Annotated in this window: 12 protein-coding genes and 1 tRNA gene; all 13 read right to left on the reverse strand. The window is 59.3% G+C overall.

The window, feature by feature from the left end; translation table 11 throughout:
• Positions 1–508 (reverse strand): rubrerythrin (rbr, locus tag PGW49_RS06270; protein ID WP_270225944.1); only part of this gene is annotated, 508 nt, incomplete at its 3' end.
• Positions 509–622: 114 nt separating this feature from the next.
• Positions 623–1,528, reverse strand: a complete 906-nt coding sequence (locus PGW49_RS06275) for an HhH-GPD family protein (protein WP_006235153.1) — start codon at positions 1,526–1,528, stop codon at positions 623–625.
• Positions 1,529–1,549: 21 nt separating this feature from the next.
• Positions 1,550–2,035 (reverse strand): RrF2 family transcriptional regulator, encoded by a 486-nt coding sequence (locus PGW49_RS06280; RefSeq protein ID WP_022094514.1) that lies wholly within the window; start codon positions 2,033–2,035, stop codon positions 1,550–1,552.
• 359 nt (positions 2,036–2,394) lie between these two features.
• Positions 2,395–2,472 (reverse strand) — tRNA-Asp (locus PGW49_RS06285).
• A 406-nt stretch (positions 2,473–2,878) separates the two neighbouring features.
• Entirely contained in the window at positions 2,879–3,346 is a 468-nt protein-coding gene (locus tag PGW49_RS06290) for a YfcE family phosphodiesterase (RefSeq protein ID WP_195543777.1), read from the reverse strand.
• Positions 3,347–3,442: 96 nt separating this feature from the next.
• The gene (locus PGW49_RS06295; RefSeq protein WP_270225947.1) at positions 3,443–4,159 is read right to left on the reverse strand and encodes a LytR/AlgR family response regulator transcription factor; all 717 of its coding nucleotides are present in this window, start codon (positions 4,157–4,159) and stop codon (positions 3,443–3,445) included.
• Positions 4,160–4,231: 72 nt separating this feature from the next.
• Positions 4,232–5,575 carry a histidine kinase gene (locus tag PGW49_RS06300; RefSeq protein WP_195568631.1) on the reverse strand — a complete coding sequence of 448 codons (1,344 nt, stop codon included), beginning with the start codon at positions 5,573–5,575 and terminating at the stop codon, positions 4,232–4,234.
• Complete coding sequence (locus PGW49_RS06305; RefSeq protein ID WP_035136756.1) at positions 5,572–6,759, reverse strand: glycosyltransferase; 1,188 nt, start codon at positions 6,757–6,759, stop codon at positions 5,572–5,574. Before PGW49_RS06305 ends, PGW49_RS06300 begins: the two co-directional genes overlap by 4 nt.
• A 171-nt stretch (positions 6,760–6,930) precedes the next feature.
• Entirely contained in the window at positions 6,931–8,190 is a 1,260-nt protein-coding gene (locus PGW49_RS06310; protein ID WP_006235159.1) for an MFS transporter, read from the reverse strand.
• 101 nt (positions 8,191–8,291) lie between these two features.
• Positions 8,292–9,236, reverse strand: a complete 945-nt coding sequence (locus PGW49_RS06315) for a zinc dependent phospholipase C family protein (RefSeq protein ID WP_195568632.1) — start codon at positions 9,234–9,236, stop codon at positions 8,292–8,294.
• Between the two features lie 92 nt (positions 9,237–9,328).
• Positions 9,329–10,063 (reverse strand): LytR/AlgR family response regulator transcription factor, encoded by a 735-nt coding sequence (locus PGW49_RS06320; RefSeq protein WP_195568633.1) that lies wholly within the window; start codon positions 10,061–10,063, stop codon positions 9,329–9,331.
• Between the two features lie 35 nt (positions 10,064–10,098).
• On the reverse strand, positions 10,099–11,490 hold the full coding sequence (locus tag PGW49_RS06325) for a sensor histidine kinase (RefSeq protein ID WP_270225949.1): 1,392 nt from the start codon (positions 11,488–11,490) through the stop codon (positions 10,099–10,101).
• Between the two features lie 112 nt (positions 11,491–11,602).
• Positions 11,603–12,880, reverse strand: coding sequence for a metal-dependent hydrolase family protein (locus PGW49_RS06330; protein ID WP_117633809.1), 1,278 nt, complete (start codon positions 12,878–12,880; stop codon positions 11,603–11,605).
• Between the last annotated feature and the right edge of the window lie 112 nt (positions 12,881–12,992).

Consider the following 12,992-nt stretch of genomic DNA (forward strand, 5'->3'; position numbering starts at 1 on the left):
CCTTGGGGTGGTTACACACCGGGCACACCTCGGGCGCCTCAGCACCAACGTGCAGGTGCCCGCAGTTCAGGCACTTCCACACCTTTACGCCCTCACGCTCAAACACCTCGCCCGACTCGATGCGCTCGACGAGTTTGTTGTAGCGCTCCTCGTGGGCCTTCTCGACGGCGGCGACGCCACGGAACTTCTCGGCGATCTCGGCAAAGCCCTCCTCCTCGGCGGTCTTGGCGAACTCGTCGTACATCGTGGTCCACTCGTAGTTCTCGCCCGCGGCGGCGTCGCGCAGGTTGTCCAGAGTGCCCGGAACGGCGCCGTCGTGCAGATACTTAAACCACAGCTTGGCGTGCTCGGACTCGTTGCCCGCCGTCTCGGCAAAGATATTCGAGATCTGAACGTAGCCATCCTTCTTGGCCTTAGATGCGTAGTAGCGATACTTGGTGTGTGCCTGGGACTCACCGGCAAAAGCGGTCTCGAGGTTCTTCTTGGTTTGGGAATTCTCAAAATCCATAGGTGTACTTCCCTTCAACACGTGCCGCCCATAGGCTTTGAGCGACCTTGTCTTTAGGATGCCCTCAAGCCGCGAATTTAAACCTTACAATCCCGTTCTTCAGATTTGAGCGGGCTACACACTCAACCAACGATCGTCCTCGGCTCGGCAAAAGCCCTCGCGCTCCAGGTCAGCTAGAATGCCCGCGATCAAGTCGCACTCGACCGGCCCGCGACCGGCTGCCGCTTCCATCTCGTTAACGCCCACCACGGCATCAGCAAGCGTAATCCCCGCCGGCTGCCCATCGCGCGCTGCCAACAACATACGCACGATATGCGCGCGCTTTTGGCGGCGCGAGCCCTCAAACTTGGACTGACGACTATAGCCCGCCGACCGCCTGGACGGATTGGGCAGCGTCTTTTTAAGATACGCGCCGTAATCCAGCAATGCGTAATACCACGCGCGCGGCGTGTCGGCATCGTCTTGAGGCGCGGCAAAGGGCGCGATCTCGTCCGCCGCCGCACCGGGGGCCGCCGGACAGGCAGCTTGGATCAGCGGCACCAGTTCGCGATCGGGAACGGCCGGCACATCGGGAAAGAAATGATGCAAAAAGACCGTGCGCACATTGGTCTCCAAATACACGCCCGGAAGATCAAACGCAAACGAACGGATGCCCTGCGCCGTTGCCGGGCCAATGCCGGGCAGAGCGACCAAGTCACGCGTCTCGCGCGGAAACTCCCCATCCCAGTCCTCTACAACGCACTGTGCAGCCCTGTGAAGCGCCAAGGCGCGGCGATTATAGCCCATCCCCTGCCACGCATCCAAGACATCGGAAGGGACAGCCTGAGCGAGCGCCTGAACAGTCGGAAAGCGATCGAGCCACGCCGGCATACGCGTCTCCACGCGCGGCACCTGTGTTTGCTGCAACATAACCTCAGAAAGCCAAATGATGTACGGATCGCGTGTACGGCGCCACGGAAGGTCGCGATAACGCAGGACCCCTTCCGAACGAATCATCGAACGAAAGGGGTCCTGAATCATGGCTATGCTCCTTATGCGGCGCTATTCCTCCCGGTAAGCGCACGCGCAGGTGGCGTACTCGGGAAACGCTTCGCGGTCGGCGAACTTGGGATCGACGGCTGGGAACTGGCGGTGAGCGACGATGTCGCCGAGCGAAACGGAATCGAGGTAGTCGCGCATCAACGCCTGGGCTCCGGCCCACAGGGGATGATAGCAGCACGCGCCCATGCGCGCACAGTCACCATCGGGCGCGGTGCAATCGTTCATAACCATAGGACCCTGAACGGCCTCGACGACCTGGCGGATAGTGACGTCGTCCGGACTGACCTTGAGACGCATGCCACCGTGGACGCCACGCAGGCTCTCCACAATACCGGCCTGGACCAAACCGTGCTGAATCGAGCGGGCAAACGAATACGGAACATTGACCTCTTCGGCAGCGGTGCGAACAGAAAGTAAGCACTCCGGATCCTCGGCAAGCATCGCCAGCATACGAAGGGCGTAATCAGTCTTCCTCGATATGTCCATTTTTCCCCTTTCAAGGAATACGAACAGCTCGAACGAGCTCCGGGGCCGAGCTTGTGTCGAGACGCTAAATGACCGCCAGGACATCCAAATGGTAAATCGGATATCCACTGAGTGCCGCGCTTGGAGCGAAATGCATCAGATGCGGCGCACAGTGCAATTTAGTATAACCTAACCCCCTGTCTCGTAGAACAGGTGTTGCGCAACAAAGCTGTTGTTCAGACAGATATACTTATTAGATTTTACTTGCGTTCCCGAAGGCGCGGGGATTCTGGGCGAAGATGCACCAGGGCGATCGTTCTATCGAAACAAAGTGCATCAAACGCAAAAAGCCACGTCCGAAGACGTGGCTTTAATTGCGTTGGCGGGAAGTACGGGGCTCGAACCCGCGACCTCCGACGTGACAGGCCGGCGCTCTAACCAAACTGAGCTAACTCCCCAGGCAGACGTTCGCGTTTGTTTCCGCTCGCGTGCGCTGCGGGGATTAGTATACACAGAAGTCTGTCCGGCGCGCAACAACTTTTTTGAAAAATTTTTTGGGGCCATCCGGGAGGGCTTCCGGGGCTGAGGGCGGGGGTTAAGTTTGCTGCTCTACAGTCCTGCGCAAGACGGAAAGCACATTAAGTGCTTTCCTTTGCGTGCGGAACTCGCGACAAACTTAACCCCCGCCCTCAGCCCCGGAAGCCCTCCCTGCCGTCACATTATTCAACCAGTTTTGCGGGCGTGCGCCGCTGCGCGGCTAGCCCGCGTTCTCCGCGGCGAGGTTGTCTAAGGTTCTTGTTGAAGCTCGGCCATTGGCTCAAATGGAAACGGGGGACGCATCTGCATCCCCCGTTTTTGTTGTGATTACTCTAGGTCAATAAACTTAGTGCTTATGATCTTGCCGTCTTTTACGAGCATTCTGGCCATGGTGGGGCCTCGGGTGCCTCTGGGGTAGCTGGCGCTGCCCGGGTTGAGGACTAAGCAACGGCCCACTTGGGCTTCTTTGGTTACGTGGGTGTGGCCGTTGATGGCTACGTCTACGGATCCCACCGGAAGGTCTTCGCGGTAGTGGGCTACGGCGAATTTAAGGCCTTCGTAGGTAAAGAGCGCAAGACGGTCTACATCGGGGCCGTAGTCGCGGTAGTAATCGTTGTTGCCCAGTACGGCCCGCACGGGGGCGATAGTGCATAGGTGCTCGTAGTCCATCTCCGACGTAAGGTCACCGGCATGGATAATCAGATCCGCGCCCTTAAGCTCGTCCAAGAGCGCAGGCGAAAGATAGCCGTGGGTGTCCGAGATGATGTCGATACGCTTGGCGCTTGCACTGTTCATGGGATCCCTTCCGCAAAAAACGATTCGGCAGATACATACAAAAAAGGCCCCACGGCTCCGCAGACGATGGGTCTACAGGGCTGCGGGGCCAGTGTGCTAGAGACTCAGAGCCTTCTTGAGCGGCACGACGCGGCGGCGCGAAACCGGCACGCGTTCGTCGACGCCCGTAATGCCCAGCTGGATGGCGCCCGAGGGCACCATCTCCACATCCGTGACGCACGCCAAGTTGACGATATAGCGGCGGTGAACACGGAAGAAGCCAAAGTCGCAGAGCTTGGCCTCAAACTGCGCCAGCGAGGTCGTCGACAAAAAACGATCATCGACGGTATAGATGCAGGAGTAATCGTCCTTGGCCATGATAAAGCGAATGTCGTCCACGGGAATGAGCACCTTGCGGCCGCCCTTTTCCACCGGGATACGCTCGATGGTCACCTTGCTGTCCGTAACCGGCTTGGTGCGTTGCATGACCTTCTCGATCGCGCGATCCAAGCGAGCTTCCTCGACCGGCTTCATCAGATAATCGACGGCATCCACGTCGAATGCCTCGACCGCATGGTCACTATACGCAGTCACAAACACGATCGCCGGCGGATTTTTGAGCTTATGCAGCGCCTCGGCAAGTTGCAAGCCCGAGGCACCGGGCATCGAGATATCGAGAAACACGACATCCACGCGACTTTCCATAAGCATCTCGATGGCGGAGCGGACGCTCGACGCCTCCGTGATCGTGCCGATCTTGCCCGTTTGCTCGAGCAGGAAGCGAAGCTCCGAGCGAGCCGGCGCCTCATCATCCACAATCATCGCACGCAGCATAGGGATAAAACCTTTCGTCAACTAACTACGCCGGGCATCCGTCGCATGACGTTGAGCCCGTAGCCTTTCATTTTACTCTTGAATGTCAAAGATGCTCTCTGACAAATCAAGATGAAGGAGCACTTTGGTGCCCTTGCCCGGCGCCGATTCGACACGCGTATAGGAGTGCGGCCCATAAAAGCGATGGATGCGCTCCGAAATATTGTGCATGGCCACACCGGCGCCGCCACCCTGGGGAGAGCTGGCGTCGGGACGGGCAGAACGCTCGTCAAACAGTCTGGCGGCGGTACCCTCATCCATGCCCACGCCATTATCGGCCACGGCAATCAAGATTGCATCCTCGCCGTCTTGGTGAACGGTCACGTCGATCCTCAGGGCGTCGTCATCGCCCATACCATGACGTACGGCGTTCTCGACAATCGGCTGGATCACGAACGCCGGCACCAGCGTATCTTCCACGTCCTCGGACACATCGAACGTCGCAAGCACGCGGTCCTCGCCAAAGCGGGCCTTCTCAAAGGTAAGGTAGCGCTTGGTCTGGGCAACCTCACGCGAGACCGGAATAAGCGATCCCGAGTTGTCGAGCGTGGCGCGATAGAACGATGAGAACTCACGAAGCAGTTCGCGGGCCCGCAGCGGATCGGTGCGCGTAAACGATGCAATGGTGTTCAGCGTGTTGAACAGGAAGTGCGGGTTAATCTGCGCCTGCAGCGCACGCACCTCGGCGCGCGCTGTGAGTTCCTTTTGCACCTCGAGCTCGTGGATGGCGAGCTGCGTGGACAAGATCTCGGCAAAGCCCGAGGCAAGCGCGTACTGGGTACGGTCGACGGCGCGCGGGGTCTTGTAGTAGAACTTGAGCGTGCCGACGGTACGATCGCCCACCTTGATGGGGGCGATAATGCCGGCGGGGACTTGGTTGTGTGAGCCGTCCGATCCCACGACATCCACCATACGGTTGAACGACTGCACGATGCCATGTTCGATAACGTAGCGCGTGGCAAGCGTGTGGATGGGAGAATCTGGCAGTAGTTTTTTCTCAAGCTCGCCCGCGCAGGCCAGCACGTTGCCCTCGTCGGTGATGGCCACCGTCATGGCACGCGTCTCGGGCAAAATGCGCTGGCACACCAAACGCGCCGACTCCTGCGTCAGACCGCCCTTAATGTCCTCGAGCATGGCCGAGGCCACCGAGAGCGTCTCCTCGGTGTACTGGGAGCGCACCGAATCGGGATTGAGCGTCAAAAAGATAAAGATGCACAGAAAGATGCACAGCAGCGCGCAGGCAATCACCGTGGCGATCGGCTCGATACCGGTCACCAAGGCAAAAATAAAGTACACCAGCACGCAAATGGCGCAGGCAACGGCAATGATGCGAAAGATTGATATTGAACTATCGCGCTGGGCGCGGCGGTCGATCATTCGGCCCCCTCCAGGATACTGATCAGTTGTGCGTCACGCCAAAGCCCGTCCATGATCTTGGGCCAAAAGCTCTGGAAACGCAGGTAGCTTGCAGCGTTTTGGCGCGCATAGGCCTTTGCCTCGCCGATACCATGGCGCCAGATGCGCAGGTAGCCCTCATGCTCGCGGGTAAACACGCTGCGGACCATAGCGGTCTTGCGCACGCGGTCGTCGAGCTCGCGCGAAATCCACGGGCCCGGGTAGGGCATGAGTGATGCCGCCGTAACGGGAATGAGCTCCTTTTGATGCGCGGCGAATGTCAACTTGGCCCGTTCGTAGTACCAACGGTATACATCCTGCATAAAGCGCGGTGAGCGCTTTTCGGACTCCGGAGGCAGATGGCGCACGGTCCACTCGTTATCGAACCACACGTCGTAGCCAAACATGCGCATGTTAAAGAGGTAATCCAAGTCCTCGCCGCGGGTGATAAACGGGTCAAAGGCCACACGCGTAAAGGCGCGGGCGTGCAGGGCCATCAGGCCGCCGCACACGTAGTTAGAGCGCGAGATGCGGGTGCCCGAGAGCGCCTTTTTCATCCAACGGTTGAACTCGATGCGCTTGGTCCACCAACGATGGCAGATGCCCGCCTTGTCCGTGGGAGCCAGCGGCGAGCCGTCGCGATCGTAGAAATAGCCGCTCTTGACCAAGATCGGCAAGCCCTGACGCGTCTGCTGCCCCAACGCATAGGTCGCGCGCTTCATAAAGTCGGCGTCGATGACAGTCTCATCGTCATCCAAAAAGATAACCGCGTCATGGCCCAGCACAGCGGCACAGGCTAGCCCCATGTTGCGGATGGCACCGTAGCCTCGCAGGCTCACGCACTCGCCCGAACCCTTGGGCGCGATCTGAGCAACCCGGTCTGCGATGCGCGAGGCCTGGGTGTTGGTGACAACGGTGACCTTGAGCGTGGGATGCGCGTCGACAATCTCGCGCACGCGCAGCGACACATCGGCTGTGGCAGAAACGGGACAGACCACCAAAAGGATGATGCGCGGGATGTCACGTACCTGTTCAAGCGAGGCCAGGCAGCGGTCGAGTTCGGGATTGTCGGCGTTGAGTCGCGTCGAATGGTCATAGGTGCCAGGGGCGTTTGCGCAAGCGTCATCGCCCGCCCAATACGTTGGAATCACGACTGTGGCGTTCATGCCTTACCCTCCCTGCAACACAAAAACGGGACGCCGCCAAACACAGGCGACGCCCCGCGACCTAGCTGATTCCATCATACCCACTTGGGCAAATCATTGCTCGCAAGTCGCAATGTTTATTGCGGATAACCCCAAAAGAGTACCGTGGACAGGCACAATAGCCGCTCGCTCCTATGCGGCATGCTCTGCCGCCCGAGTCATGCGGGACAGGCGGACCAGCAGCATAAAGCCAACAATCAGCAGCACGCCAATGGAAAGGACGCCCAGCGACGGGTTGCCGGTCAGCGAGGTGACGACCGACACCAGGAAGGTGCCCATAACGCTTGCATAACGACCAAAGATGTCAAAGAAGCCGTAGTACTCGTTGGACTTTTCCTTGGGGATAATGCGACCAAAGTAGCTACGGCTGAGCGCCTGCACGCCGCCCTGGAACAGGCCGACCATAATGGCAAGCACCCAGAATTCAAAGGCGGTCTTTAGGAAGAACGCGGCGAACAGCACAATGCCCATGTAGGCGGCGACCGCCACCAGGATCATGTTGAGCGTGCCCACGCGTCCGGCGAGCTTGCCGTAGATGATGGCGGACGGAAAGGCCACGAACTGCGTAACGAGCAGCGCCAGCACCAGCTGCGTCGAATCGATGCCCAAGGCCGATCCGTAACTGGTGGCCATGGAAATGACCGTGTGCACACCGTCGATATAGAAGAAGAACGCGATCATGTAGACCAGCACGGTCTTGTTGTGGGCGATCTCGCGCATGGTGTGTCCGACCTCGGAGAACACACCGCCCACGATGTGGCCGATAGTGTCCTCGGGACCGCGCTCGCGACCGTACTTTTGCTTATAGGTGCGAATGAGCGGCAGGGTAAAGATGAGCCACCAGGCACCAGTGATGATAAACGACAGACGCGTTGCCAGCATGGTGGGGACGCCAAGAGCGGGGCCACCCATGATGAGCGCCAGGCAGATGACGAACGGCACGGTGGAACCGATATAGCCCCAGGCATAGCCCGAGCTGGACACGGCGTCCATGCGCTCGTCGGTCGTAATGTCGGGCAGCATGGCGTCGTAGAACGTCATAGAAGAGTTAAGGCCGATGGTGCACAGCACGTACACGGTCAAAAATGCCATGGCGGACATTGGGATAGCCTGCGCCAGGCAAAGCACCAGGCCCGTGAGGAAGAAGCCCAAGAAGAACTTGATCTTGTTGCCTGCGTAGTCAGCAAGCGCGCCCAGAATGGGCATGAGCATGGCAATGACCAGCGAGGCGATCGTCTGCGCATTGCCCCAGGCGACCACCAGGTCGGCCGAGGAAGCGCCGGTATTGATGGCGTTAAAGTAAATGGGCACCACCGAGGTATTGAGCAGCACAAGGGCCGAATTGCCCACATCATACATAACCCAGTTACGCTCGAGCTTGGTGTATTTCATGGACAGGGACCCTTCGTATTCGCCCGATATGCAGTTAGTTCATCGTACCCCAATTGTCCAGAACCGCCGGTAAGGATTCGGCAAAGGGGCACGCACGGGCCCTATTCCTCGCGGTCGAACTCCTCATCGGCTTCGAGCACGCGACCGCTGTAGTTGACGTGACTGGTCACGGCATCCATGTCACCGGTCTCGATAAAACGTGCGACCGTGCACTCGTAATCGACCAGCGCGCGATCAAAGACCTCGGGGAAACTCTCGTTCGAGACCTCGTCGGTAAAGGGATTCTTCCATGTCAGATGGCCCAGGTTACCGGTGCGCTCGGGCAGCTCCGTCGTCACGCGATGGGCAAGGCCGTCGAGCAGCGAGTAGTCGTGCACCAAGCCCTCAACCAGCGAGATCGCGCGCGTCTTTGCGGAGCCGGCCGGCTCAATCGCGCGGTAAAGTCGCTGCATATTGGCAACGGCAGCACCGTACTCCCCCGCCGGAATGTCAATGCCGTACACGCGTCCGGCAACATAGCTCATCAGCACGCCGGCCACGCGATTGATGCGATCGGTGGTGACGATCTCGCCCGCCGGCGGGTAATCGTCGACCGTAGCGCCATCGCGTTTAAGCTGCAGCATCAGTACATCCAGGTCGCTCTCGATCACGGCATGGACCTGACTGCTCGAATCCTCAAGCTCTGAATCGGACTCCACGATGCCAAACTGCTGCTCATAGACAAAGGGATGGGCGTTGCGGTCGAGCACGTAATGAGACAGTAGGCCCAGCGCAAAGGCGCGACCCAAGCTGGCGTCGCGCGGCAGCAGATGTGACACGCCGTCGCGCAGGCACGCAAACTGACGAGACATGCGCGACCGATGCATGACCTGTGCCAGCAGCGTGCAGTCGGAAACACGCGGTGTCAGAATGTGAAAGAAGAACGGGTCGGGGCCTTGGTTGCCCAAGATAAAGGCAATGCGCTCTTCATCGGACGCGATGACGCCCTGCGGAAGACGGTCGATGCTTTCCTCGCCAAACAGATGATGGGTGATAAGCGCGGGCATAATGATCCTTTCGATTTCATTCGATGCCACCCATTATGCCCACCGCGCGCCCATGCCAAACCTGCGATGGTAAACGACGGCACGCAAGCCTCTTACGCAAGCCCCAGGTGCGACTTGACCTCGGCGGCACGACGACGGGACACCGGCACCGTCGAGTTCACGTGGTCGAGCCTGAGCTCCATAAGACCCGTGGAACCGATCTCAACATTGTGCACGTCTTCCAAATTGACCAGATAGCTGCGATGAACGCGAATAAAGCCCTCGGAGACCAAGCGACGCTCGAGCGAAGAGATCGACTCATTGATCAGGTACGTTCCCTCGGCGCAGATGGCATTGCAAAAATCGGCGCGCGCCTCAAAGTAGCAGACGTCTGCGGCGGGAATGAACACCTTTTTGCCCCCGCGGTCCACCGTCAGACGCAAAGGCTGGCGCGGAGCATGGATAACACGACGGGCACCCAAGGCTGCCTCGATCTTGTCGAGTGCCTTTGACAGGCGTGCGTCCTCGACCGGCTTGACGACATAGTCGACCGCATCGAGGTTATACGCATCGGCGGCAAATTCGGCAAACGCCGTCACAAACACAACCACCGGCGGCGTCTTTAGGTTCTGCAGCGTCTCGGCAAGCTCAATTCCCGAGCGACCGGGCATGGTAATGTCTAAAAACAGCACGTCGGGCTTGTTCGACAGAATCGACTCCACAGCTTCGGTGACATTGCCCGCCTCGGCAATCTGACCCACACGCGCATCCTTTTCCAACAGATAGCGTAGCTCAGCCCTAATGGGAGGCTCGTCATCAACTACCAGGATGTTCCAACCCTCGGACATGTGCGCTTCCCCTCTCTCCTCAATACACTCGAGTGCTACGCCGTCAACGGCGCGGGCTCATGCGGCTCGCCGTTCAGCTCGACGATGACCTGCGTTCCCACGCCCTCCTGGGACTTCACGCGCATGCCGGAATCTTCTCCGTAAAAGAAATGGATGCGCTGAAGCACGTTGAAGAGCGCCAGGCCGCAACCTCGCTTGACGGAGCCGTCGGCGGTAATGCTCTCGGGCTCCTCTCGGCGATGTTGCTCAAACAGATGCGCGCAGACCTCTTCGCTCATACCGATGCCATCGTCCTCGACGATGATCTCCAAACCGTCATCGGTCTCAAAAGCCCTAACATGAATAGAAAGCGGCTCGGTCTCGCGCTGCGCGTGCTTGATGCAGTTTTCGAGCAACGGCTGCAAGATAAACGGCGGCACCATGCAATCGCGCACCTCAAAGTCGATATCGACCGAGACGCGCAGACGGCCGTCGCCATAACGAGCCTGCATAAGATTGATATAGCGAGTGCCCTGCTCCACCTCGTGCTCGAGCGTTGTGAGGGTATCGGAATCAGAAAGCGTCTGACGGTAGTAATTGGAAAAGTCGATCAGCAGCGACCTGGCCTTGTCCGGCTCGGTACGTACGAGCGACACGATGGTGCTGATGGTATTGAATAGAAAATGAGGATCGACCTGCGATTGCAAGGCGCGCAGCTCCACGCGGGCCGTAAGCTCGTCCTGGCGCTCGAGCTCAAAGCTCGCAAGCTGCGTGGAAATGAGGTCGGCAAAGCCCGAGGCAAGCGCCGTCTGGCGCATATCGATGCTGCTCAGACGGGGATAATACAGCTCGAGCGTGCCCACGTAATGCCCGCGCACGGTAAGCGGTGCGACAATACCGGCGCGCAGGCGCGGAAAGTAGCCACCCGTCTCGGTCGAGGCATCGCGCGAGAACACGCTTTGCTCACCGCTGTTAATCACATTGAGCGTGGTCCGCAGCACCACCGGGGTGCCCGCGGGGCATTTTGCCGAGTCCTCGCCCCAGCTTGCCAACACCTGCTTGCCGTCGGTAAAGCAGATGGCAGAGGCGATAGTTTCGGACAGGATGATCTTAGAGGCGCCCAGGGCAGCTTCGGGCGTAAGGCCGCGCGACGTGTAGGCGAATATTTTCGACGCGATGGCGAGCGTGCGGTCGGTAGCGCTCGATGTGAGGTCGTCGGGAACGACAAAGACGTACGAGAAGAAGAAGCACAGCATGACCAAGCCGGCAATGACGACAACGGCCGGAACGGGATTGGGATTATCGGTTAGATCCCAGATGAGCAGCAGGATAAGCAGCGGAACGACAATACCGAGCAAGATGGCTTGAACCACATGCTGAGCGGTACGAAAGACCTTGGTAGAGTTGTAGCTCTTGCCCAGAATCAGCCTATTGAGATCCACCGTCATCTCCTTCTTACTGACGCACCCCATAGCAATAAAGAGGGCCGCAAGCGACCCTCTCCATTGCATTATGCAATCAAATACTGTGTTTTACATCAAGCCATCGATGAACGGTAGCTTAGGCGCTGTACTTGTTTGCCTCGCCGAAGGTGCCGGCCTCGACAATCCAGCCGTCCTTCATGATGACGTCCATGTTGTCGGTGTTGAGCACGTGAATGTCGGCGGCGACGTCACCGTTGACGACCAGCAGGTCGGCGCACTTGCCGGCCTCGATGGAACCGGTCTCGTCCTCGATGTGGCACATCTTGGCACCGTTGAGGGTGGCGCAGGTGATGGTCTCGACCGGAGTAAAGCCGATCTTGTCGACGAACTCGTACATCTCCTCGATGGAGCAGGTGCCGTACGGGGTGACGAAGGAGAAGGAGTCTGAGCCGATCGTCATGACGACGCCGCGCTTCTTGGCCTCGCGCAGGCAGTCGTAGTTGCGCTGCAGCTCCTTCTCGACCAGGGTGCCCTCGTACTTGTCGTGCAGCTCGGGGACGTAGACGGGCGGATAGGTGGCATACCAGGTGGGCAGGAAGGCGATCGTCGGAGTGAAGAAGGTGCCCTGCTCGGCCATGAGGTCCATGGTGCGCTCATCGATATCGAAGCCGTGAATCAGCTGCTCGCAGCCAAAGCGAACGGAATCGTAGGCAGCGGCGTGGTTGTTGTAGCAGTGGCTCCACACGGGGATGCCGACCATCTTTGCCTCTTCGACCACGGCCTGGATCTCCTCGGAGCAGTAGTGCTGGTCGCGGCCGGAGTCCCAGCGCCAGATGCCGCCACCGGTAGCCCAGATCTTGATGGCATCGGGGTTCTCACGCAGGCGACGACGGACGGCCTTGCGCAGATCCCAAGGACCGTCGACCTGATCGCCCCAGGGGTGCGATTCCTTGTTGAGCTCCTGGCTGCAGTGGTGGGAGTCGCCGTGGCCGGCAACGCGGCAGAAGCCAAGGCCGGTGGCCAGAACGCGCGGGCCCTTGAAGACGCCCTTGTCGATGCAGTCACGGATCTGGATACCAAAGCGGCCGATCTCGCAGACGGTGGTGAGGCCGTGGGTGAGGCAGTCGTAGGCCTGCTTGACGGCGACGGCCTGCTTCTCGAGGAGCGGCTGCATGACCCAATCGGTGTCATCGTCGGTCAGGTTGCCCGAGAAGTGCAGGTGGGTGTCGATCAGACCGGGAAGGACGGTCTTGCCGGCGGCGTCGATGACCTCAACGCCCTCGGGAAGGTCCTGCATGGCGCCGGCGTACTCGATCTTGCCGTTGTCGTCGACGAGAACGAGGGAGTTCTCGACCGGCTCGGCACCGGTACCGTCGATGAGCTTTCCGCCAACGATTGCATACTTAGTGGACATGGTTCCTCCTTATGGATCCATATAGTGGGCGAGACCGTGTTGGGTTAAGGCCTCACAAAGCTACCCAAGTGGTGCCGGGTTCGGTGCGCGGAAGAGAGGGTCCCGCGCACCT

Source organism: Collinsella aerofaciens, from assembly GCF_027679495.1.
GTDB classification, from domain to species: domain Bacteria; phylum Actinomycetota; class Coriobacteriia; order Coriobacteriales; family Coriobacteriaceae; genus Collinsella; species Collinsella aerofaciens_AK.

Coding starts and splice junctions, on each gene's coding strand:
- PGW49_RS06300 (WP_195568631.1), bottom strand. CDS start 5,575: ATGATCGACCGCCGCGCCCAGCGCGATAGTTCAATATCAATCTTTCGC.
- PGW49_RS06290 (WP_195543777.1), bottom strand. CDS start 3,346: ATGAACAGTGCAAGCGCCAAGCGTATCGACATCATCTCGGACACCCAC.
- PGW49_RS06275 (WP_006235153.1), bottom strand. CDS start 1,528: ATGATTCAGGACCCCTTTCGTTCGATGATTCGTTCGGAAGGGGTCCTG.
- PGW49_RS06330 (WP_117633809.1), bottom strand. CDS start 12,880: ATGTCCACTAAGTATGCAATCGTTGGCGGAAAGCTCATCGACGGTACC.
- PGW49_RS06295 (WP_270225947.1), bottom strand. CDS start 4,159: ATGCTGCGTGCGATGATTGTGGATGATGAGGCGCCGGCTCGCTCGGAG.
- PGW49_RS06320 (WP_195568633.1), bottom strand. CDS start 10,063: ATGTCCGAGGGTTGGAACATCCTGGTAGTTGATGACGAGCCTCCCATT.
- PGW49_RS06315 (WP_195568632.1), bottom strand. CDS start 9,236: ATGCCCGCGCTTATCACCCATCATCTGTTTGGCGAGGAAAGCATCGAC.
- PGW49_RS06280 (WP_022094514.1), bottom strand. CDS start 2,035: ATGGACATATCGAGGAAGACTGATTACGCCCTTCGTATGCTGGCGATG.
- PGW49_RS06305 (WP_035136756.1), bottom strand. CDS start 6,759: ATGAACGCCACAGTCGTGATTCCAACGTATTGGGCGGGCGATGACGCT.
- PGW49_RS06310 (WP_006235159.1), bottom strand. CDS start 8,190: ATGAAATACACCAAGCTCGAGCGTAACTGGGTTATGTATGATGTGGGC.
- PGW49_RS06325 (WP_270225949.1), bottom strand. CDS start 11,490: ATGACGGTGGATCTCAATAGGCTGATTCTGGGCAAGAGCTACAACTCT.